Raw genomic sequence first — 20,670 nt, 5'->3', positions numbered from 1 at the left:
GTGTCCTTTCGGAGAGTGACGAGATGGGGCAGGGAGGGAGGCGGGGCGGTGTCGTCGGGCGGCGGTTTTCCGGGCCTGCCGGACGGCGCCGCGGGGCCCCTCCCTGTCTCTCTGGCGGGAGTTTGTGCTGATCAATGCGGGGAAGCGGGGGCAGGGCGGTGATCGGGGATCTCTCCCCGTGTCCCCGGCCGCATCCCTTTACTCAGCGTTACTTTCCGGGCCGCCCGTGGCGGGGTCGGCGTCGCGCTCCCGGAGCGCTTCGCGGACCCGGTCACGGCTGATGACCATCAGGCCGTTGGACTTGTACGGCGCCGCGCCGTGGGGTTCGAGCACCTGCTTGAGGTCGGAGGCGGTCCAGGCGCGGTATTCGGCGGGGTTGCGGGCGGCCAGCCGCTGGCGGACCTCGTCGCTGCGCATCCGGGCCGGGCCGTCCGGCCCGGACTCGAAGAGCACGTCCGCGATGTCGCGCAGGTGGTCCGCCTGTTCGCCCGGCGCCGCCTCCGGCATCGGTGCGATGCCGTCGCGCAGTTCCAGGGCGCGGTTGACGACGGGGGTGATCTCGTCGGTCTTGGCGTCTTTGCGGACGTAGTACGAGCGGACCAGCTCGAAGGCGTTCTTGGTGAAGCCCACCGTCAGTGCGGTGCCGATGTTCTCGGCCGGGTTGAGGGTGGTGGCGGTGATGCCTGCCTTGTGCTTGCCGGTGCCCAGCAGTCCGTCGTTGGCGACGTGGTCGCCGACCGCGAACGCGGCCCGGTGGCTGGTGTTGCGGGTCACGTCCTTCGGGATGCTGTCGGCGGTCGGGGAGACGGTCACCCAGATCAGGGTGATGCCGACCTTGCGGGCCTTCTTCATCACCTTGATGGCCAGCTCTTCGGCCTCCGCGCCGTACTTCTTGTGCATGAACAGCTCATGGCACTCGTCGAAGACGACGACCTTCGGGCGCATCCGCGGGTCCCGTTCGGCAATCTCGCGGGTCAGGCGCACCTCGTCGCCGCCGAGCTGTTCCAGGAGCTTGCCGCGCTCGGTGACCTCATCGCGCAGTCCGCGCAGCGCTTCGACGGCCGCCTCGATCTGCTCGTCCTCGTCGCCTTTGACCAGGGCGCGCAGCCGCGGGAGCAGCGGGTCGTAGTCGACGTTGTAGGCCATCACGTACGCCTCGATCTCCACCAGCGGATCGAGCATCGCACCCAGCAGCAGGGTGATGACCAGGGAGGATTTCCCGGAGCCCATAATCCCGCCGACCATGTAGTTGGCGGCCATGAGCTTGCCGAACACCGGCTCCCCGCGCTGCGAGACGCCGATCGGCACGCCCTTGAAGTAGTCGGCGCTGCCGCCCTCCAGCAGCGGCCACGGCGGCACCTTGCCGGACAGGGAACCTTGGTCGGCCACCCATAGATCGAGGACGCCGGGTTGGTTGCTCGGTTCGGTCGGCCACACCTCCACGGGCAGGCGCAGCAGGTTGTGCGCCAGGACCTTCTTCTTGCCGTTGATCATTTCGACCGTGACGCCGAGCGGCAGTTGCAACTGCGTGTGCCAGCCGTTGCCCAGGCGGGTGGTCGGGGAGACCCAACGCGGTTGCCAGCCCGCTTTGACGGCCTTGCCCATGGGCCCGAGGCCGAGGTTGCGCAGCGCTTCGAGGATGGCGCCCTCGTCGGGCACCACCTCGCGCGTCTCGCCGTCGCCGTCGGGCTGGGCCCAGGCGGGTGCGGTGCCGCGGGAGCGGCCCACCGCCCACAGAGCGAGCAGCAGCAGCCACGGCGCGGCGGCCAAGAGCGGCCCCCACACGACGCTGACTACGACACACAGGGTGTGGATGAACTCGATCAGGCCCATGGTGGGGGCGATCACGTCGCTGAGCTGCCCGCCGTCGGAGAGCGCCATGGCGATGCCCAGGGCGAGCAGGGCGCCCTCCAGCACACCGGCGCCGATCAGTGTGCCCTTCGCCATGGCGGGAATGCCGGTAATCAGGGCCATGCGGCGGGCGTGTCGGGCCTGGCGGAACCGGTCGGCCTTGTCCTGCCACTCCGCCACCGCTTCGATCTGCCCGGCCGCGGCGGCAGAGGCGATCATGCGCTGATGCACGGCAGTAGTGCGCCCGTCCCACGCACGGCGGGCCAGGACCACCGCGCCGCCGCCCACGTAGGAGCCGTGCCGCGCCGCCAGCCGCGCTGCCTTACGGGTCCGCTCGTGCGTGACCACGGTGCGGGTCAGGCGGGCGGTGCGCCGCCACACCGAGGCCGACGACGGGCCCGCACCGTCGGGCGGCGCGGCGTCGCCTTCCGGCGTCGTCTGCGGCCCGGTCTCGGCATCTGCGGGCGGCGGGGCGGGGTCGGGTTTGGTGAGGTTCACCGGCGTGCCGCCGGTGCGGGCGCGGTGCTCTTCGAGGTCGTGCACCGTGCCCATGGCCGCGGCCGGGGCTTCCGGCGCCAGGTCAGTCATGATGGTGTCCTCCGGCCCGCATTGCGGGCGGGTTGGGCCCGGGACGGCCGGTGTGCTTGCCGGCCAGACGGCCGTCCCGGGGCGCAGCTACTGGGATTTCGCTCCCTGTTCGGCGCGCTTGCGGGCGCCGTCCAGGATGCGGTCGAACTTGCGCCGCAAGTCGGCCTGGTCCACGTCGGGCCCGGCCAGCTCGCGTTTGCACATCCGCGCACCCAGCCAGGCCAGTTGGGCCTTCTCGGCGGCGGTCAGGGGCGGGTCCTGCGCCATACGGTCTCCGTTCGGTCAGGCGCCGGCGGTACCGGCGAGAGGGCGGGTGCTGGACGCGATGGCGGCCGGACGGGCCTGCGGGCAGTCCTTGAGGTGCTGGTCGGTCCAGTCCCAGGCGGCCCGTACGGCGTCCTGGCACGGGCCATCGACGTACTTCTCGGCGCTGCCGCGGGGTTCGCCGATGCCGAACGGGGCGGTGGTGCCGCAGGCGTGGCAGCGGGCGACGGCCTGGATCGCCACGTCGATCGCCACGTCGGTGGCGCCGTTGTACGAGGTGGTGTGCCAGCCGACGGGCATCGGGATGCCGGCGGTACGCGGGTTGGGCTCGGTGCTGTTCGTGAACTGCATGGTGGTCTCCTTCGCGGGCGATTACCGTCAGCGCGGGGTCGTGCCGGGCCTTTACGCCCGTCGGCGCCGCTCGATGACCTGAATGTCGTCGATCTCTCGGCCAGCGCACCGCTTGGCGGTGCTGGTCTCGATCGGCCGGCCGGCGCGTTGCGCGGTGGTGCCGTTCTCGATGGCCTCCTGGACGATCTGCCGCGCCTGCGCCTCACTCAGCGCGCCAGAGATGGTGATCGTGTCGCCGTTGTCGAGCTTCACTCCGTACCTGTCGACTCGTCGCATGGGCTTCCTTCCTCCGGGTCGGCGTCGGGCCCTCTGCCCGGCGTCCCCCTCACCGCCCGTGCGGGACGGGCTGATCGGGGGCGGCTGGTCAGCGGCGCCAGGACGGCACGCGCGCGGCGGTCTCGCCCTTGCGCTCGTTGGCGGCCAGGTAGGCGGGGTCGGTGTCGTCGTCGGCTGCCCGGGCGCAGCGCTCCAGCTCGTCGCTGGCCTCGCGGTGGGCGGCCACGTCCTCCGGCTTGCCGAAAATCTTGTCGCGCAGGCTCACAGCGGGCTCCTCTCAGTGATGGGCCGAGGCTGTCCCGGCTCCCCTTGCCGCCCCGGCGTGTGCCGGGGCGACGCGGGCAGCCGTCACCCTCACCACCAGGCGGATTCCTTGGGGACGACCATCGATTCGGGATGGCCATGAAGCATGTGATCCACGCACTGCGGGCAGTCCTCGCGCGGAGCGAGGTGGGCGTGCGCCTCACGGCTGGCGTAGGCGTGATACCAGCACTGGCGGCATTCACCGGGCGGGGTGGGGGGCACTGCCATAGCAGCCTCAGAGCCCCTTGCGAGCCGGAGACTTGCCGCCCGCACCTGGCGGGTTGACGGCGCGCACGACGCTGACCACGCCCCACACACCGACTCCGATAAGCAGCCCGCCGAACACGAAGATCGTGGCGATAGAGACAGCGGCGGCGGCCAGCAGCGGACCGAAGTACACGCCCGCGGCCACCGCCCCGGCCCCGGCTCCGGCGCCAAGGGCGACGCGCTGCACCGTGCGGTCCGGCGGCGCCTGATGGATGTGCTGGATGGTGATGGGCCGCCCATCCCCATCGGTGACGGGCGGCAGGGGTTCGGGCCGGTGGACGACCTCCCCGTGCCCTGCCCGGGGCGCGGGGAGGTGATTGTCGAACTGGTAACGGCGCGGAGACATGAGCGCTCCTCGATCAAAGGGGGAAGAGGGATGACCCGCCGCCCGGCGGCCGACGGCCCCGGCATGGAGCCCGGGGCCGCAGGCGGCCGTCAGGCAGCGGCCACAGAGGGGTAGGGCAGGTAGCCGGTGAGCTGGACGGGCACGCCCTCGTACGCGGTGTAGGCGCGCAGGCTGTGGCACCTGCTCAGTTCGCTGTATTCGATGCCGCCGGGGTCGATGGCCAGGGCGGCGCGCCAGGCTTCGAAGTCCGCGGCGCAGGTATGCAGGTCGATGTGGATGCCCTCTTCGATGCCGTCGGGTCCGCACACCGTGCCCACGGTGAAGCTAGTACTGGGCAAGGTGGCGAACCGGTCGGCCAGGATCGCCAGAGCGTGGATGGCGCGGGCCTGCGAGGCCACGGTCAGGGCAGGTTGGTCCGTCACGGTGGTACTCCCATCAAGCTGAAAGTGTGAGGTCAGGCGGCGCACGGGCCGCCGGGTCACAGATCGAACAGGCCGCCCTGTACGCCGTCTGCCGCATCGGAGGTGCGGCAGGTGCGCTTGCGGGCGGCACCCAGGCAGGGCGGACACCGGCCCTGGGACTTCGCGTGCGGCTGGCCGCACTGGCCGGTGCACTGGCAGCGCCAGGCGGCGCACATCATCACCGCGCGGAACAACTGCGCGCAGGCGATCGGGACGGCGCTCATGCCGCCGTCTCCGACCGTGCGTGCTCGGTGTGCGCGGCGGCGCGCGGCGGGCGCGCGGCAAGCTGCGCGGCGCGCGCGGTACGGAAGTCGCGCAGCCAGTTGCGGGCGTTGCCCACGTCCACCCCGAACCGTTCGGCCAGCTCTGCGGCGGTCGGCTCCTGCTGGCCCTGGGAGGTGTCCAGGGTGTGCAGGTAGTAGCGCCAGCCGGCTTCCTTGGCTTCCGAGCGGTACACCGGCCCGTCCGCGGTCAGGACCGTCTCCGGCGCCTGCGGGTCCAGGGCGGCCAGGTCGCCGCGCAGCCGGTCACGGATCAGCGTGGCTTCCTGTACTTGCGTTGTGAGCTGCTGCAACGCTCCCTCGTACTGCTGGAGTCGGCCGCGGGTCTGCTCGGTGCGGCCGGTCAGCTCCTCCAGGGCGCGCCGCTGGTCCTCGGCGGCCTCACGCACCTTGCTCAGCGCCTGCTCGGCGTCGTGGCGGGTGCGGTCGGCCTCCTTTTGTGCGGCGTCCATGATGGCTTCCGCGCGCTGCCGCGCGGCGTCGATGTCCTTCCGCGCGTCTGCCGCGCGCTGCCGCGCGGTCTCGGACTGCCCGGCGATGGCTTCCTGTTCCTCCAGCAGCTTGCGCCGCGCGTCTTCCACGCGGTCCAGCTCCTGCCGCGCGGCGGCCAGGTCGTCTTCCGCGCGCTGCCGCGCGGCCTCCGCCTCCTGCCGCGCGCTTTCCGCGCGGCGCCGCGCGTCTTCCGCGCGCTGCTGCGCATCCTCCGCTTCCCGCACGGCGGCCGATGCGGTGATGCGGTCGGCGGCCGGTGTGACGGCCAGGCCCTCGAACGTCGCCACCACCTTGGGGGTGTCGGTGTAGTCGAGCAGGGCCACCTCCGCCGCGCGGGTCAGGGTCGTCATCCGCTGGGCCAGGGCCAAGCTCTGGCGGGTGTCGGTGCCCACGTCCGCCCTATCCAGCGCGGTCTGGGCCCGGCGGCGCAGGCGCTCGGTACGCCGGCCGGACCGCCGCAGTGCCCGCGGGCTGCTGGTCACCGCCGGCGCCGGGTTCTCCAGGGCCAGGCGCAGCCGGTAGACGCGCTGTGCGGCCCGCTGGGCCTGCGCGGCCCGGGTAATGGCCGACGACGACGAACGGGCGTCCAGCCCGAGCAGGGCGAAGACGGCGGCCCAGGCGTGCTGCCACAGCAGGGCCAGCAGCCGGGCCGGGCCCGGCCGCGCGTCGTCGTCCTCGGCCGCGCCGGGGGCGTGCAGCTTGCTGCGGAGCTGGAGTTCGATCAGCCAGGCGGCCAGCCCGGGTACCGCGGCCAGCACCGGCCGGGCCCACCAGTTCGGGGCGTGCACGGCGTTCATGGCGGCGGAGAAGCCGACCAGGGTCCAGGCGGTGCGGTGCATCAGCCGCAGCTCCCGCGTCCACCCGATCTCCGGGTCGGCGGCGCGGTAGAGCATGACCAGCAGCGTCATCTCTGCCGCGTCGAAGACGCCGATGAACGCGACGGCCAGCGGGACCGGCAGGTGCACGGTTTCGGTGGCGAAGCCCCACAGCCCGTGCACACTGACCGCGACGCCACCGAGGGCGACGACGGCCTGTGGGCCGATGCCGGCCAGCCACACCGACCGGCGCATCCGCCACGCCACCAGCGCGACCGCAGCGAGCACGGTCACGGCCAGCGGCAGCACCAGCCACGGTGATCCGCCGACCGCAGGCAGCCAGGACGCGAACACGTCCACGGTCATGCAGCATCACTGCGCGTCGCGCGCTCCTGCTCCGACACGACGGCCACGGCCTCCACCCGCCAGGCGGTCTCAGCGGGCGGCAGGTTCGAGGGGCCCCATCCGGTGCGCCGCGCGCCGCAGGTGACGGCGTGCTCCTTGGCCGCCTCCTGGCTGGGGTGCAGGCTGTGAGGCTCGCCGTAGCTGCGCAGCAGGTACAGCCACGACGGTGCCGTGCGGGCTTCGGCAAGCTGCTGTTCCAGCTCTCCGATGTGGCGCTGTTGCTGCGCCATGACCAGCACAGCCGCGGTGAACGCTCGCCGCAGCCCTTCGGCTTCCTCGGTGGCCGCGCGGGCGACGCGTTCGGCGCCGACGCGTTCCTCGTTCAGCTCCAGTACCGACCGCAGGTAGCGGACCCAGTTCCCGCCCAGCGTCTCCAGGAGACGCTGGTTGCGTTCGTCGGCGGCGTTCAGGTCGGCGTGCAGCCCATCCAGCCGGGCCGCCGTCACAATGCGGATCATGATGCGGTTCCTTCCAGGGCGGTGCCGCGCCGGCCGTGGCGGCGGCCGTTGACCGTGCGGTGGGACGGGGCGGGTCCTGCGGCGGCGAGCCAGCCGCCGCCGTTGCGTTTGGCCTCGTACATGGCCTCATCCGCCAGCCGCAGCGCCAGCGGCAGCGAGGTGGCGGGCAGGTCGGCCGTCAGGCAGGCGCCGATGGAGACGCCGACCGTCAGGTCCCGGCCGCGGTGGCGGAACGGGGCGGTGATGGAGTCGTGCAGGCCGCGCAGCAGCCACGGCAGCGCCACGGCCTCCGGCAGCGGCACCACGGCGGCGAACTCATCCCCGCCCAACCGGCACGCCGTTGCGGCCGGGCGCGACTCCAGGGCGTCGTTTAGGCTCGCGCCGGTCGCCCGGATCGCCGCGTCCCCGGCGTCATGGCCGAACTGGTCATTGAGCCGCTTCAGCCCGTCCAGGTCGATCAGCAGGACGGCGCACGGCCCGGCTCCCAGAGCATGCGGGGCGCGCTGCTCGAAGGCGGGGCGCGTCAGCAGACCCGTCAGCGGATCGTGGCGGGCCTGTTCCAGCTCTGCGGACAGGTGGCGGATCAGCTGCGCCTGATAGCGGCTGGCCTGTACCGCGCTGCGGGCGAAGGCCAGCAGCCAGGCCACGTCCGGGTCGTGCTGCGCGCGCTCCCGGAACCTCTCCAGTGCCGAGACCGTCATGACACGCCCCCGATCACGCCGGTGCGGGTGTAGTCGAGCGGCCCGTCCAGGACGTGCCGCTGTTCGGCGAGCTGTCCGGCGCGGTAGGCGCGTGGGTGCAGGCGGCGGTAGAGGCGGTGCCGCCACTGCGCCAGGGACTTGTGCAGGGTGCTCATGCCCCCACCTCCGGGCGCTCCGCGGTAGTGCGGTTGGCCAGGTCCCGGCGGGCGGCCAGCAGCCGGCGCCGCGCCCGGCGGATGCGCTGCTCGTCCAGCACGGTCGGGGCCCGGTCCAGGACCGAGATTTCTGCGTCCAGCAGATCGACCCCCGCGAGGATGACGGGCATCTCGGCATCGATCGCGGCCAGATCCGCCGCCGTCGGCCCCTGCTCCGGGTCCCCGACGGCGGCCAGCATTCGTACAGTGGTCATGGGTCGTGAGTCCTCTCAGACGGGACGGCCCGAGCGGCCCCGGGGATGCGCCTCCGGGGCCGCGGCCGTTCAAGAAGGGCGCGGCCGGACAGCCGCGCGGATCAGAGGCTGAAGCCGCTGTTGTTGACGCCGTTGATCTGGATGCTGTCCTCACCGGTCTGCACTGCGGTGTCGCGGTGGCTCGCACCGCTCCCGGTGTGCTCGGCATCGTTACCGCCGGTGGACAGCGAACCGATGTGCCCGGCCTGGATGACCGTGCCGCTGGTCTCGCCGCTGATCTCGTTGTGTACGTGCTGGGCCATGTGGCATCTCCTGTCGCGCTGCTGGCCGGACCGTCCGGCCACCGCACCCCGCACCCGAGCCGGGTGCGGAGCACGGTGGCGGAAGGGTCAGGCACCGAGGAAGACACCAGCGGCGGCCACGAACGCGTCGTGAGCCTCCAGCGCGCCGCGCCGCAGGGCCTGGAGTTCGTCCAGGTCGGCCGCCTCGCGCATGACGTAGGTGGCGGTGGTGGCCGCCGTTGCGGCAGCCCGTACGGTCTCGTCCGTGATCAGCAGTCGCAGCCGCACCGCCGGGTCGGTGATGGCGCTGCGGGTGCGGTGTGACTCGTCACGCAGTTCTTGTATGCGCTGCGGGCTCTGCCCGGTCAGGTCGGCGTCGCGGACTTCCCACATCGCACGGCGGTGGTCGGACAGCGCCACGGCCAGCGCGGTGACCGCATTCATCTGATCGCGGCGCTGCTGCTCGGCCCGTGCATCGGCGCGGACGGTGCGCGCCGCCCGGTGCTGAAGCAGACCGGAGACGGCGGCGCCGGCCAGGGTGCCCAGTACGGCAATGACGCTGGTGAGCATGGTGTCCATCAGGTCCCTCTCAAAGTCGGGATAAGCGGAGTACGAGTGATCGCGGCGCCCCGCCGCCCGGCGTCGCCTGTGTGGCGGCCGGACGGAAGGGACCGTAAGCACTGGTGCTCAACCGCGCGGAAAGTTGGGGTGCGCGGTGGTGACGCGGCGGGCATAGCCAGCGCCGTGCCGGTCCAGCACGGGCGGCGCCCAAAACCTTCGTCGCATCGGAACCTCCCAGGTCGGGTGGTCAGTTGCGGGGTGTCTCCTTGGGAGCGCAGCGCCCGTATCAGGTAGCGCTGCCGTCCTCCGTTGTAGGCGTACGGAGACGTGACCTTTCGGTCTAAGCCCTCCGGATGACAAGGCCCCGGGCGCCTCCCCCCGTCCACCGCGGGGCTCCTGGTCGTGCGCTTACGCACCGCCAGCGGGGGCGACCCCGCCATCTGGTGCGCACCAGGAGAGTCGCATCTGGTGCGCACCAGAGTCAAGGGCATCCGTCAGATCGATTGGTGGCCGCCCTTGGTGGCGCACTTCCAGAAGACCGGCGCAGAGGGGCGATCCGGTAGCCAACAGGGCTTAACCCCGGCACTGTTAACCCCTGTTGACCTGCGGAGTTATGCGGCATCCTGTGAAGGTCAACAACTTGCCCACGCCGGACGGTGAGCAGTGAGCACAGGACTTCGAAGCGCGCGATCTGCCCGAGGTTGGTCTCAGGAACGCCTAATCCGCGAGATCGAGCTGTACGCCCGAGAGCACGTCCTTGATGTCGCATCGACGGCGAGTCTGCGGGTCTACGTCTCCGAGTGGGAGAACGGCAAGCGCGCCATCTCCGATCGCTATGCGGCCGTCCTCCGGCCACTTCTCGGAACTACGGACGCGGAGTTGAGAGATGTACCGGCCCCGGCAGCGCCGGCCGTGGCCGACGGGTACGACGAACTTTTGCTCCGCATCGACTCTGCGACCAGCGTCAGCCCGTCCATGGTCAAGGCGTTCTATGACCAGACTGAGCTATTCCGAACGATGGATCGCGAGAAGGGAGCCAGTCGCCTTGTCGACCAGATGGCGGAACATGTGCGCTCCCTCGAAGACGCCCTGAATTTCGCGGTGTTGCCGAGCACTCGCCAACCCGTAGCCCTCGCACTGGCCGGCGCGTCCACGCTCGCAGCATGGCAGGCGCTCGACTCAGGGGCCGTCGAACGCGCATGGAGAAACTACGAGCTCGCCAAAAGGGCCGCGCGAGACGCCGACGCTCCGATGTACCTCGCCCACGCAATGGCAGAACAGGCGTACGTGCTGAGTGAGGCCGGGCGGTCAGCACTCGGCGTCTCCCTCGTTCGCGATGCACAGAACATCCTCGGAGGAGCCGGTTCACCGCGGATGCGGGCGTGGCTGCACGCCGCAGAAGCCGAGCTCTGTGCTCGCGCCGACATGCCCGACAGTGCCCGCCGCGCGCTTGATGCGGCAGACGCAACGATCCCGGCCGGGGAGGACGACCGTGACCCGGACATGCTGAGCATCTTCTTGAACGGTGCCCACCTCACGCGGTGGCGCGGGAACGTCCTGGCCATGCTGGGCGACGACGAGGCGGTCGGCAGCCTGTACCAAGCCCTCGACACCGCAGACCCGACGTTCGTGCGCGCAAAAGCAGGAGTGCACTGCGATCTAGTGCAAGCGCACCTGTCCCGCGCCGAGTACGACGACGCGCAGACGCACCTGCGGCAGGCGCGTCTACTGGCGAGCCGCACAGGGTCCGTGCGGCAACGCCGACGCGTCGATCTCCTCAGTTCGAGGCTGTAGGACTTTACTTTCGACGGTTCGCCAAAATGTGGAGCAGGGCCACGAGCGTGCCGGAGCCCATGAGGTCACCGCGAGCCATCAACGCGGGGATATCCGCCAGTGGCACCCATTCGATGTGGCCAGCCTCTTCGAGGTCCGTGGGCGAGCCGACATGCTCGGCCCCATGCGCAACGAAGATGTCGTGTGGTGAGTCGACCATACCCACCATGGGTTGGTAGGTGACGACGTGCTCCACAGACTTCGGGCGCCAGCCCGTTTCCTCTTCGACTTCCCGAATCGCCGTATCGGCCGGGCTCTCCCCCTCGTCCACGATCCCACCAGGGAGCTCCCATCCGAACCGCTTAGGTACGAAGCGGTACCGCCACATCATGAGCACGCGGTCCTGGTCGTCCAGCACAGCAACAATGGCCACGTGGTGCAGCCTCACGACATGGTGCTCGAAGCGCTTTACGCCGGGCGGCTCAACGTCCCAGAGATCGAGTTTCACCCACCGGTTGTCATAGACGGTCCGTTCTCCGTGAATGCGCCAGGGCTCCAGCCCTTCCGGCGTCTCTACGCTCACTCCACCGGGCACGCGGTACGAGCTCCGGCCGCGCACTTCGAGGGCGCCCTCAGACACCAACCGGGCCAGCACCTGCCGGAGCGCAGTACGGCCAATGCCAAGCTGCTCCACAAGAGCACGCTCGGACGGCAGCTTGTCACCGGGAGCAAGCTTGCCAGCCGCAAGCCACTCGTGAATCGTCTCGTAGACCTTGGTCGTCTTCGGTCCCATCCGGGGCGCACCCTCCCTCTTGAGGTGGTGCGTACCAGCGTAACGGCCGTTCTTCACATGCCCTCCGGTCGGTCGCTATCGCGATCATCGCTCCGTGACGGGAGCCGCCGACCCCAGTCCCGCGTACTAGCTCATTCCAGGGCCCGGCTCAGCTCTCGTTGGCCCGCCTGTGGGCCACCTGCGGGCCAGGGAGGGCGCGAGCGAGGGCGCCTCCTCAAGTACCCGCAGGTCAATACGGCGGTACTCGTGTGAGGCGGAACGCTCTTGAAAACTGTCGTGGCGGCAACGTCACCGTGGGTTCAAATCCCACAGCCTCCGCAGCTCTCGGCAGAGACGACGGCCCCCGACCAGGGTTTCTGGTCGGGGGCCGGCTGCGTTTTCGGGAGGGTGCGTGCGGGTCAGGGGCGGTAGACGCACGCTGCGAGAGGGGCGTGGGTCTTCCAGCCGAGGGTTTCGTAGAGGGCGCGGCCGGCGTCGGTGGCACCGAGGACGGCGAGGGTGGCGCCGCGTGCCTGGGCGTGTCCGGCGAGGGTCTGCATGACGTGCCGGCCGAGGCCGCGGCGGCGGTGGGCCGGGTCGGTGGTGACGCGGTCGACGACCGTGGCCTGGCCGAGGAGGGCCATCTGGCCCTGGGCGGCGGGTTCGCCCGCGGCGTCGGTGATGCGTACGTAGGTGACGCCGTCGCGGGTTTCGACGGTGGTGGTGTAGCCGTCGAGCGGGGCCGGGGTCGTGGGGTGGAGGTCGGTGGCCATCAGATGGCCGGTTTCCTCCCGGTCCACCACCCAGCCCCGCGGGAGCCAGGGGGCGACGGCGTCCGGGTCCGCCGGGGCCTTGATCCAGGTGTGCGGGACGGTCACGGAGGCGGCCGCCGCGCGGATCGAGGGACCGTCGGGGTCGGGGAGTACGTGGCGGCCCACCTGTTCCGGCAGGCCCACCTCGATGTACAGGCCCCACGGCAGTTCGGCCGGCCGGGGCGTACGGCGTGAGACGGCCCAGCCGGCCACCCAGGTCCTGACGAGGTCCGAAAGCATGGTGCCCTCCCGCGGTGCTGGTGGAGTAAGTGGTGAAGTGCGGGAGGGGAGATTACTTTGTGGGGAGGCGGCGTGCACGGGATTTTCGGGGTGGACTGTTATGGCCCGTCGCTTCAACGGCGGGCGGCCGAGGCGATGGTGGCGCGGGCTTCGCGTTCGGTGAGGCCCGTGTGGAGGGCCGCGGTGGTGAGGGCGGTGGCCATCTCCTGGCCCAGCCCCGACTCGTAGGCGCGGCAGGCGGCCCAGAAGAGACGGGCGTTGCGCTGGCCGTCGGGGGCGGTGCGGACGAAGCGGAGGAGGGCGGGCGCGGGGTTGGGCGGGGTGTGGCGGGACGGGTGCGGGTCGGCGTGGTGAACGGGGGCGTTCGGTGGCCGGGTGAGGAGGCGCAGTAAGGCGGCCGGGGCCGGCGCCGGAGTCCGCGGGGTGCCCGGGGCCAGTCGGTATGTGCCGCGGGATGTGCGGGAACCGGGGCCGACCAGGTAGCCGCCGGTGCCGCGGATGTCGATGCCCGGGGCCAGGCGGCCCGCCGAGTTCGGTACGGGCGGGGCCGGCGGGCCGGAGAAGTAGAGGTGGTGGCCGCCGCTCGGGGTGCGGACCGTGACGGTGGGCGGCAGGACGAAGTGGTGTTCCTCGGCCAGGAGGTGGAGGGCGGTGAGCCCGTCGGCGCCGTGCTTGGTGTCCAGGTCGATGCCGATGAGGTGGTGCGGGGGGACGCCGCAGGCGATGCCGTACGCGGTGGCCCAGGGCGCGGCGGCGAAGAGGCGGCGTACGGCGAGGGGGTCCGCGGTCGCGTCGTGGATGCCGTGTCCGGGCCGGCCGCAGGCGCCGCGGCAGGGGTCGGGCCCGTGGCCGGCGTGGTGCGGGGACCGTACGGCGGGGAGTTTGGCGCGGGTCAGCGGGATGACGGAGTAGCCGCGGCCGGCCGCCACCAGGGCGTGGGTGAGGGCCGTGGCGTGGTGGCCGGCGGGGTAGGTGGGGCGGTTTCCGGTGGTGGGGTCCATGGCGGTCGGGTGAGGAGATGCCATGGGTCCATTTTCGTATGCGCGTTCGAATCGGGAAAGGGGGCGTGCGGTGGGCTCCGGGCCGTTCGTTTCCGTGCTGCCCGGGAGGCGGTGCTCTTGACGCCGACAGGGTTCTGACGGACAGTCAGGAGCCTGTCGAAGCAGGCACGATGCAGCGGAGGGGGGAGGGCGGTGGGCGTGACGGAAGGCGCGGTCCGGCACCGATCACGGGACGCGGGGCCCGACGACCTGTACGGGCGTCTGAAGGCGTTCGAAGGGCAGCCCGCCGTGACGGCCGGTGTGGGCAAGGACCCCGTCAACGGGCCCATGATCCGCCACTGGTGCGAGGCCATGGGCGACACCCGCCCCGCCTACGAAGGCCCCGGCGCCGTCGCCCCGCCCACCATGCTCCAGGTGTGGACGATGGGCGGCCTCTCCGGGCACCCGGGCCGCTCGGCGGCGTACGACGCGCTCTTCGCCCTGCTGGACGAGGCCGGCTGCACCGCGGTCGTCGCGACCGACTGCGAGCAGGAGTACCTGCGTCCGCTGCGCCCCGGCGACCGGATCACCTTCGACGCCGTGATCGAGTCGGTGTCGCCGCGCAAGACGACGAAGCTGGGTACGGGGTACTTCGTCACGACGCGGATGGACGTACGGGCGGGTGGCGAGCCGGCCGGTACGCACCGCTTCCGCATCCTCAAGTACGCGCCCGCCGGGCGGCCGGGCGATCCCGCTGGGCAACCTGGCGAACTCGCCGGGCAATCGGGCGCGTCCGCCGGCCAATCGGGTTGGCCCGCCGGGCGCGCGGACAAGCCGGCCCGCCCCCGCCCCGTGATCAACCGTGACAACGCCGGTTTCTGGGCGGGCGTGGCCGAGCGCAAGCTGCTCATCCAACGCTGCACGGACTGCGCGACGCTGCGCTTCCCCTGGCTGCCGGGCTGCAACCACTGCGGAAGTGACGGTTGGGACACCGTCGAGGCCACCGGTACCGGCACGGTCTTCTCGTACGTCGTCATGCACCACCCGCCCTTCCCGGCCTTCGACCCGCCCTACGCCGTCGGACTGATCGAACTGGCCGAGGGAGTACGGATGGTGGCCGGAGTGGTCGGGGTGCCGCCCGAGAAGGTGCGCATCGGCATGCCCGTACGGCTGGAGTTCCGCGCCGTGGACGAAGACCTGGTGCTGCCCGTCTTCAACGGAGGGCGGGCATGAACGGGGGCAGGGACGCAAGCCCTCTGCAACGGGAGGCAGGCATGAGAATCGGTGACGAACTGCCCCCGCTGACCGTCCCCGTCACCCGCACCCTCATCGTGGCCGGGGCCATCGCCTCCCGCGACTTCCAGGACGTGCACCACGACGCCGAGGCGGCCAGGGCCAAGGGCTCGCCGGACATCTTCATGAACATCCTGACCACGAACGGCCTGGTGGGCCGCTACGTCACCGACCGCCTCGGCCCGGAAGCGGTGCTCCGCAAGGTCGCCATCCGGCTCGGAGCGCCCAACTACCCGGGCGACGAGCTGGTGCTGAGCGGGACCGTCGTCTCCCTGACCGGCGACACGGCCGGCGACACCGCCGAGGACACCGCCGGGGGCACCGCCGGTCACACGGCCGAAATACGGATCACCGGCACCAACCGGCTCGGCCGCCACGTCACCGGCACGGTGACGGTCACCCTCCCCGCCGCCCGCCCACCGGACCGGGAGCCCACCCCATGAGCCTGCGCCGCGCGGACACGCTGGGCGGCCGGGCCGCCATCGCCGGCATCGGCGCGACCGAGTTCTCCAAGGACTCCGGCCGCAGCGAACTGAAGCTGGCCGTGGAAGCCGTACGGGCCGCCCTGGACGACGCCGGGCTCGCCCCGGGTGACGTGGACGGCATGGTCACCTTCACGATGGACACCAGCCCCGAGATCACCGTCGCCCAGGCGGCCGGGATCGGCGAGCTGTCCTTCTTCTCCCGCGTCCACTACGGGGGCGGCGCGGCCTGCGCCACGGTCCAGCAGGCGGCCCTGGCGGTCGCGGCCGGGACCGCCGAAGTCGTGGTCTGCTACCGGGCGTTCAACGAGCGGTCGGGCCGCCGCTTCGGGGCCGGCGTACAGCGGCGCGAACCGTCCGCCGAGGGCGCGGCGCTCGGCTGGAACCTGCCCGCCGGGCTGCTGACCCCCGCCTCCTGGGTGGCCATGGCGGCCCAGCGCTACCTGTACGCGTACGGGCGCACGCCGGACGCGTTCGGGCAGGTCGCCGTCGTCGGCCGGCGGCACGCCGCGCGCAACCCCGCCGCGTACTTCCACGGGAAGCCGATCACCCTCGCCGACCACGCCGCGTCCCGCTGGATCGTGGAGCCGCTGCGGCTGCTCGACTGCTGCCAGGAGACGGACGGCGGCCAGGCCATCGTCGTCACCTCGGCCGAACGGGCCCGGGACCTGCCGCACCCGCCCGCCGTGATCCGGGCCGCGGCGCAGGGCGCGGGCCGGGCCCAGGAGCAGATGACCAGCTACTACCGGGACGGTCTGACCGGGCTGCCGGAGTCGGCGGTGGTGGCGCGGCAGCTGTGGCGGACGAGCGGGCTGCGCCCGGCCGACATCGACGTGGGCATCCTCTACGACCACTTCACCCCGTTCGTGCTGATGCAGCTGGAGGAGTTCGGGTTCTGCGCGCCGGGCGAGGCGGCGGACTTCGTCGCCGCGGACCGGCTGCCGCTCAACACCCACGGCGGGCAGCTGGGCGAGGCGTACCTGCACGGCATGAACGGCATCGCGGAGGCGGTACGGCAGCTCCGCGGCACCTCCGTGAACCAGGTGCCGGGCGCCGCCCACGTCCTGGTCACCGCCGGTACGGGCGTACCGACCTCCGGGCTGGTGCTCGGAGCGGACGGCTGAGCGCCGCCCGCACGGCGCCCCTTCGAACGCGGCCCCGCAAAAGCACCCAGACGGTTGAATGCGTGTGGCTGCTGGCGTGTCCGGCGCGCGGCGCCCCGTACCCGCACTTTGACTCCGGGTATGGGATCGACCAAAAAGATCATCCGACGGAGTGCGCTCCTCCCCACCGTCCTGCTCACGGCCCTGCTCGGGCTGCTGGCCACCCTCCTGGCCCCGGCCGCCGGAGCGGAGCCCGACCGGGCCGGGCCGCGCGGCCCGAACGTATTCCAGGGCTGGGCGTTCGACACCTGCAAGACACCGTCGCTGAGCACCCTGCAAGCCTGGAAGAACGCCAAGTACCGCGGCGTCGGCATCTACTTCGGCGGGCGCGGCCGGGCCTGTCCCCGCCAGCCCAACCTGACCGCCGACTGGGTGAGTGCCGCCCACCGCTCGGGCTGGCGGCTGCTGCCGCTCTACGTCGGCTCGCAGTCCCCCTGCGTCGTCAACAAGCACAAGCGCAAGGTCACCATCGCCGGCGACCCGGCGCGGACCGGCGCGAGCGAGGGCCGGGACGCGGTGCAACGCGCGAGCGCGCTGGGCATCGCACCGGGCAGCGCCCTGTACCTGGACATGGAGGCGTACAGCCTGCGGAACGCGTCCTGTACCGAGAGGACGCTCGGCTACATCAGGGCGTGGAACCGCGAGACCCGCCGCCTGGGCTACCTGCCGGGCTTCTACAGCAGCGCCGACTCCGGCGTACGGCACATGGAGCGGGCGCGGCGGGCGGGCACCGCGGGCCTGCCGTCGGTGATGTGGTTCGCGCGCTGGCACAGCAAGCCGAACCTGTACGGCGAGCCCGAGCTGTCCCCCCAGGCGTGGCGCCCGCACCTGCGGATCCACCAGTACGCGGGCAATGTCGCCGAGACGCACGGCGGGCGGAGGCTGGTCATCGACCGCAACCAGGTGGACGCACCGGTCGCCGTGATCAAGCAGCCGGGAGAGACAGCGATCCAGTAGCCCGGGAGGCGGGCGAACCGGCCGGGGAGCGCACCCCGTCCGGCCGGCCGGTCACCGGCGGGGCCCCGGCACACGGGGGCCGGGGCCCCGACCTAAGAGAGACGGACACCCTGACGAGGGACGAGCGGCTGTCCGCCTTTAGGAGGTGGGGCCAGCACCACCTGTACAACTTGAGAGGGAGGGGGCTTCGGCACCTGGGGGCGATCCGGTGCGGCGCCCCACGCTTCTAGCGTTGAACCATGACCACGCCAGTGTGCACCAGCGCTTCCAGCGCCGCTGTGTTCCCGTCGTTCTCGTCGTACGTACGGGCCCGCGGGCCGGTGCTGCTGCGGACCGCCCGCTCGCTCACCGCCAACCCGAGCGATGCCGAGGACCTGCTGCAGACCGCGCTGACCAAGACGTTCGTGGCGTGGGAGCGGATCGAGGACCACCGCGCGCTGGACGGCTATGTGCGCCGCGCCCTGCTGAACACCCGCACCTCGCAGTGGCGCAAGCGCAAGGTCGACGAGTTCGCCTGCGAGGAGATACCGGAGCCCGACCCGGTCCCGGCCCCCGACCCGGCCGAGTCCCAGGTGCTGCGGGACGCGATGTGGCGGGCGGTGCTGCGGCTGCCGGCGCGGCAGCGGGCCATGGTCGTGCTGCGGTATTACGAGGACCTGAGCGAGGCGCAGACCGCGGAGGTGCTCGGGGTCTCCGTCGGTACGGTCAAGAGCGCGGTCTCCCGGGCCCTGGCCAAGCTGCGCGAGGACCCGGAGCTGGCCGTCGCGGCCTGACGGCGCGCAGCACGCATACGGCTCCGCGCCCACGTACGGCTCCGCAGCCCACGTACGGCTCCGCAGCCCACGTACGGGACTTCTCAGCCCCTCACATCACCCGCACCGCGTCCCCCTGCCGGATCCGACCCGGCCGGACGACCTGGGCGTACACCCCCGCGCAGGGCTGCGGCCCCATGCCCTCCAGCGGCACCACCCGGTTGTGCCGCGCGGGCACCCGCAGCGCGTCCGGGTCGCGCGGCAGCCTGCCGTGCTCCAGCGTCGGTACGGCGCAGCGCGGCGTGCGGGCCACGATCCGGAGGGTGAGTTCGTCGCCGATGCGCAGCTCGTGGCCGGGCCAGTCGTTCTCGATGAACCCGGCCGCCTCGGTACGGATGACGATGTTGGGCCGGTAGCGCTCGGCCTCGACGGTGGTGGCGCGCGGTCCCAGTTCGGTGATCCGGTCGAGCGTGGCACGGGTGATCAGGTGTAGTGGCGCGTAGTCGAAGAAGGTGCCGGGCGGGGCCTGTGAGGCGATCTCCAGGGTCTCGTGCCCGACCTCGGCCGCCGCTCCGGCCGCCAGCACTTCTTCGGGGCGGGAGCGCTCCAGAGTGGCGCCCTCGGGCGGGGTGCCGGTCAGGCTGACGGGCTGCCCGAGGTGGGCGGAGAGCGTCTTGTCGACGTGCGCGTCCGTGGACCGTACGGTCCGGCCGGAGGGGAGCGTGATCCGTACGGCTCCGTCGATGATCTCTGCCCGCAACTTCAGCAAGTCGCGCCACAGCCGGGGGTTCTTCGCGCTGGCGACCTGGCCGGATGTCCGGTGCACCAGCGCCAGCGCGCGGTCCCCCGCCAGCCCGCGGGCGTCCGCTGCGGCGTCCGGAACCTCCTCGCCCAGCAGCGATTTGACCGGATAACGCCACAGCGTGGTCACCGTTCCCACCATCGTCCCCATACCCCCAGGCTGCCACGACCGTAGTGTCCGAGACTCCTGATTTCTTGGTGCGGGGGTCACATACCGCGTGATAGGGGGACAGTGCTGCCGGGGCGGTGGCGGGGTACGGGGACGAAAGCCCGCGCCCACTCGGGGGTACGGTCAGACCGCAGTCGCGGGGGTAGCGCTGAGTGAAGCGCCGTCGCAACCATGTGACGACACATGGTTGCGACGGCGTAGGCCACGGGCCCACGCCTGGAGGTTCTGGGCCGATGGGGAAATCGAATGCGTTTGCCGAATTAGCGCAAGTGGTCGAATCCGTCGTCCTTGACGCCCGCGATGAGCGCTTCGAGTTTCTCGCGGGTCATCGATATTATCGCGTCCGGATTATCGCTCTCGCGGATCTCGATATGGCTGCCGCGCCTTCTCAGCTCAACGCAGTTCCCTTCCGGCTCCGAGTAAGAAGACTTCTGCCATATGGTCGGGTCGGTCATGCTGTCGCTCTCACATTTCCTTCGCGATGCTGCGAATGTGATCTCTGGCTTTGCAGGGGGCTCAGGGAGACGTGTCGAGTGGCTTCGAACACCGCGCGGTAGCTGGCGAGCTGGGCTCCGGCGTCCAGAAAAGCGGGGCCGTAGGCACTGTCGAGCTGGACGGTGTCGAGCTGGGGAACCGGTCCGTCGGCGTAGAGAACCGACTGCCCCCAGCCGTTGTACTTCTCCGTCGAAAACGGAATCACGCGAACGGTTACGCTCGGCATCTCGGCGGCTTCCAGCAGGTAATCCAGTTGAGCGCGCGCAACGGCCCGGCCGCCGTACCTCATGCGCAGAGCAGCCTCATGGATCACGGCCTCGAACGGCGTCGGTGTACCTCGTTCCAGGATGGAACGCCGCTTCATCCGGTGCTCGACTCGTGCTTCCAGCTCCCTCTCTGGGAGAGGCGGCAATGCGCCGCCGAAAATGGCTCGCGCGTAGTCGGGGGTCTGCAAGGTCCCGGGAACGGTCAGCGCTTGCAGCGACATGATGAAGCTGGCGTAGTGCTCCATCTCCGCGATGTCCAGGAACCCTCGCGGGAGGATGCCGCGGTACTCATCCCACCAGCCTTTGTGCCTGTCCTCGGCAATATCGCACAGTGCGTCGATCAGGGCGGAATCGCTGGCTGAGTAGAAAACCGCCAAGCGCCGTACGCGCTCCGCGCTGATACCCCACCGTCCCGATTCGAGGTGGCTGATCTGGGCTTGATTCCCGCCAAGCAGGGCTCCGGCCTCGCGCGCGGGAATCCCCGACGCCTCACGCAGCTTCCGCAGTTCGGCGCCCAACCGTTGCTGTCGCGCGGTCGGGCTGCTTCGTGGTGGCATCCGCCCCTCTCCCGGTCGGCGTTACCCAGTGTGCCGGGCCACAGTCTC

Annotated in this window: 28 protein-coding genes; 6 read left to right on the top strand and 22 right to left on the bottom strand. The window is 71.4% G+C overall.

Annotation, left to right across the window (positions count from 1 at the left end; genetic code table 11):
• Positions 1–198: 198 nt before the first annotated feature.
• The 16 genes from ACH4FX_RS06895 to ACH4FX_RS06820 form a co-directional block, all read right to left on the bottom strand.
• On the bottom strand, positions 199–2,439 hold the full coding sequence (locus tag ACH4FX_RS06895; RefSeq protein WP_398475906.1) for an FtsK/SpoIIIE domain-containing protein: 2,241 nt from the start codon (positions 2,437–2,439) through the stop codon (positions 199–201).
• 87 nt (positions 2,440–2,526) lie between these two features.
• Complete coding sequence (locus tag ACH4FX_RS06890; RefSeq protein ID WP_398475904.1) at positions 2,527–2,706, bottom strand: DUF6257 family protein; 180 nt, start codon at positions 2,704–2,706, stop codon at positions 2,527–2,529.
• Between the two features lie 15 nt (positions 2,707–2,721).
• Complete coding sequence (locus ACH4FX_RS06885) at positions 2,722–3,054, bottom strand: hypothetical protein (protein WP_398475902.1); 333 nt, start codon at positions 3,052–3,054, stop codon at positions 2,722–2,724.
• Between the two features lie 51 nt (positions 3,055–3,105).
• Positions 3,106–3,306, bottom strand: coding sequence for a hypothetical protein (locus tag ACH4FX_RS06880; RefSeq protein ID WP_398475900.1), 201 nt, complete (start codon positions 3,304–3,306; stop codon positions 3,106–3,108).
• Positions 3,307–3,418: 112 nt separating this feature from the next.
• Positions 3,419–3,595 (bottom strand): hypothetical protein, encoded by a 177-nt coding sequence (locus ACH4FX_RS06875; RefSeq protein WP_398475898.1) that lies wholly within the window; start codon positions 3,593–3,595, stop codon positions 3,419–3,421.
• An 89-nt stretch (positions 3,596–3,684) separates the two neighbouring features.
• Positions 3,685–3,861 carry a pRL2-8 gene (locus tag ACH4FX_RS06870; RefSeq protein WP_398475896.1) on the bottom strand — a complete coding sequence of 59 codons (177 nt, stop codon included), beginning with the start codon at positions 3,859–3,861 and terminating at the stop codon, positions 3,685–3,687.
• Positions 3,862–3,868: 7 nt separating this feature from the next.
• On the bottom strand, positions 3,869–4,246 hold the full coding sequence (locus ACH4FX_RS06865) for a DUF6251 family protein (protein WP_398475895.1): 378 nt from the start codon (positions 4,244–4,246) through the stop codon (positions 3,869–3,871).
• A gap of 89 nt (positions 4,247–4,335) precedes the next feature.
• Positions 4,336–4,668 carry a hypothetical protein gene (locus ACH4FX_RS06860; protein WP_398475893.1) on the bottom strand — a complete coding sequence of 111 codons (333 nt, stop codon included), beginning with the start codon at positions 4,666–4,668 and terminating at the stop codon, positions 4,336–4,338.
• Between the two features lie 56 nt (positions 4,669–4,724).
• Positions 4,725–4,931, bottom strand: coding sequence for a hypothetical protein (locus ACH4FX_RS06855; RefSeq protein WP_398475891.1), 207 nt, complete (start codon positions 4,929–4,931; stop codon positions 4,725–4,727).
• Positions 4,928–6,661: a hypothetical protein gene (locus ACH4FX_RS06850; protein WP_398475889.1), complete on the bottom strand. Its 1,734-nt coding sequence runs from the start codon at positions 6,659–6,661 to the stop codon at positions 4,928–4,930. Before ACH4FX_RS06850 ends, ACH4FX_RS06855 begins: the two co-directional genes overlap by 4 nt.
• Positions 6,658–7,158, bottom strand: coding sequence for a hypothetical protein (locus tag ACH4FX_RS06845; RefSeq protein WP_398475888.1), 501 nt, complete (start codon positions 7,156–7,158; stop codon positions 6,658–6,660). Before ACH4FX_RS06845 ends, ACH4FX_RS06850 begins: the two co-directional genes overlap by 4 nt.
• Positions 7,155–7,859 (bottom strand): GGDEF domain-containing protein, encoded by a 705-nt coding sequence (locus ACH4FX_RS06840; RefSeq protein WP_398475886.1) that lies wholly within the window; start codon positions 7,857–7,859, stop codon positions 7,155–7,157. Before ACH4FX_RS06840 ends, ACH4FX_RS06845 begins: the two co-directional genes overlap by 4 nt.
• The gene (locus ACH4FX_RS06835; protein ID WP_398475884.1) at positions 7,856–8,014 is read right to left on the bottom strand and encodes a hypothetical protein; all 159 of its coding nucleotides are present in this window, start codon (positions 8,012–8,014) and stop codon (positions 7,856–7,858) included. Before ACH4FX_RS06835 ends, ACH4FX_RS06840 begins: the two co-directional genes overlap by 4 nt.
• Positions 8,011–8,268, bottom strand: a complete 258-nt coding sequence (locus ACH4FX_RS06830; protein ID WP_398475882.1) for a DUF6284 family protein — start codon at positions 8,266–8,268, stop codon at positions 8,011–8,013. Before ACH4FX_RS06830 ends, ACH4FX_RS06835 begins: the two co-directional genes overlap by 4 nt.
• Positions 8,269–8,369: 101 nt before the next feature.
• Positions 8,370–8,570, bottom strand: a complete 201-nt coding sequence (locus ACH4FX_RS06825; protein WP_398475880.1) for a hypothetical protein — start codon at positions 8,568–8,570, stop codon at positions 8,370–8,372.
• 87 nt (positions 8,571–8,657) lie between these two features.
• Positions 8,658–9,128, bottom strand: coding sequence for a pRL2-23 (locus ACH4FX_RS06820; RefSeq protein ID WP_398475878.1), 471 nt, complete (start codon positions 9,126–9,128; stop codon positions 8,658–8,660).
• Positions 9,129–9,773: 645 nt separating this feature from the next.
• Between ACH4FX_RS06820 and ACH4FX_RS06815 the strand changes: the two genes are divergently transcribed.
• Entirely contained in the window at positions 9,774–10,904 is a 1,131-nt protein-coding gene (locus tag ACH4FX_RS06815; protein WP_398475876.1) for an XRE family transcriptional regulator, read from the top strand.
• A gap of 4 nt (positions 10,905–10,908) precedes the next feature.
• Here the strand turns inward: ACH4FX_RS06815 and ACH4FX_RS06810 are convergent, their stop codons facing one another.
• The 3 genes from ACH4FX_RS06810 to ACH4FX_RS06800 all read right to left on the bottom strand — a co-directional run bounded on the left by ACH4FX_RS06810 (position 10,909) and on the right by ACH4FX_RS06800 (position 13,708).
• Positions 10,909–11,676, bottom strand: coding sequence for an NUDIX domain-containing protein (locus tag ACH4FX_RS06810; RefSeq protein WP_398475874.1), 768 nt, complete (start codon positions 11,674–11,676; stop codon positions 10,909–10,911).
• Positions 11,677–12,074: 398 nt separating this feature from the next.
• Positions 12,075–12,707: a GNAT family N-acetyltransferase gene (locus ACH4FX_RS06805; protein WP_398475872.1), complete on the bottom strand. Its 633-nt coding sequence runs from the start codon at positions 12,705–12,707 to the stop codon at positions 12,075–12,077.
• 113 nt (positions 12,708–12,820) lie between these two features.
• Positions 12,821–13,708, bottom strand: a complete 888-nt coding sequence (locus ACH4FX_RS06800; protein WP_398476406.1) for a bifunctional DNA primase/polymerase — start codon at positions 13,706–13,708, stop codon at positions 12,821–12,823.
• 198 nt (positions 13,709–13,906) lie between these two features.
• Between ACH4FX_RS06800 and ACH4FX_RS06795 the strand changes: the two genes are divergently transcribed.
• The 5 genes from ACH4FX_RS06795 (at position 13,907) to ACH4FX_RS06775 (ending at position 18,355) form a co-directional block, all read left to right on the top strand.
• Positions 13,907–14,920 (top strand): bifunctional MaoC family dehydratase N-terminal/OB-fold nucleic acid binding domain-containing protein, encoded by a 1,014-nt coding sequence (locus ACH4FX_RS06795; protein ID WP_398475870.1) that lies wholly within the window; start codon positions 13,907–13,909, stop codon positions 14,918–14,920.
• A gap of 41 nt (positions 14,921–14,961) precedes the next feature.
• On the top strand, positions 14,962–15,423 hold the full coding sequence (locus ACH4FX_RS06790) for a MaoC/PaaZ C-terminal domain-containing protein (protein WP_398475868.1): 462 nt from the start codon (positions 14,962–14,964) through the stop codon (positions 15,421–15,423).
• Positions 15,420–16,586 (top strand): lipid-transfer protein, encoded by a 1,167-nt coding sequence (locus ACH4FX_RS06785; protein ID WP_398475866.1) that lies wholly within the window; start codon positions 15,420–15,422, stop codon positions 16,584–16,586. Before ACH4FX_RS06790 ends, ACH4FX_RS06785 begins: the two co-directional genes overlap by 4 nt.
• Positions 16,587–16,706: 120 nt before the next feature.
• Positions 16,707–17,582 (top strand): DUF1906 domain-containing protein, encoded by an 876-nt coding sequence (locus ACH4FX_RS06780; RefSeq protein ID WP_398475864.1) that lies wholly within the window; start codon positions 16,707–16,709, stop codon positions 17,580–17,582.
• Between the two features lie 239 nt (positions 17,583–17,821).
• Positions 17,822–18,355: a SigE family RNA polymerase sigma factor gene (locus ACH4FX_RS06775; RefSeq protein WP_398475862.1), complete on the top strand. Its 534-nt coding sequence runs from the start codon at positions 17,822–17,824 to the stop codon at positions 18,353–18,355.
• Between the two features lie 91 nt (positions 18,356–18,446).
• Here ACH4FX_RS06775 and ACH4FX_RS06770 read toward each other — a convergent pair whose 3' ends face one another.
• The 3 genes from ACH4FX_RS06770 to ACH4FX_RS06760 form a co-directional block, all read right to left on the bottom strand.
• The gene (locus ACH4FX_RS06770; protein WP_398475860.1) at positions 18,447–19,286 is read right to left on the bottom strand and encodes an MOSC domain-containing protein; all 840 of its coding nucleotides are present in this window, start codon (positions 19,284–19,286) and stop codon (positions 18,447–18,449) included.
• A 278-nt stretch (positions 19,287–19,564) separates the two neighbouring features.
• Complete coding sequence (locus tag ACH4FX_RS06765) at positions 19,565–19,759, bottom strand: DUF397 domain-containing protein (protein ID WP_398475858.1); 195 nt, start codon at positions 19,757–19,759, stop codon at positions 19,565–19,567.
• On the bottom strand, positions 19,756–20,622 hold the full coding sequence (locus tag ACH4FX_RS06760) for a helix-turn-helix domain-containing protein (protein WP_398475857.1): 867 nt from the start codon (positions 20,620–20,622) through the stop codon (positions 19,756–19,758). Before ACH4FX_RS06760 ends, ACH4FX_RS06765 begins: the two co-directional genes overlap by 4 nt.
• Positions 20,623–20,670: the final 48 nt, after the last annotated feature.

Source organism: Streptomyces sp. NPDC018019 (genome assembly GCF_044327805.1).
Lineage (GTDB): Bacteria > Actinomycetota > Actinomycetes > Streptomycetales > Streptomycetaceae > Streptomyces.
This window is presented reverse-complemented; position numbering and strand designations above follow the sequence as displayed.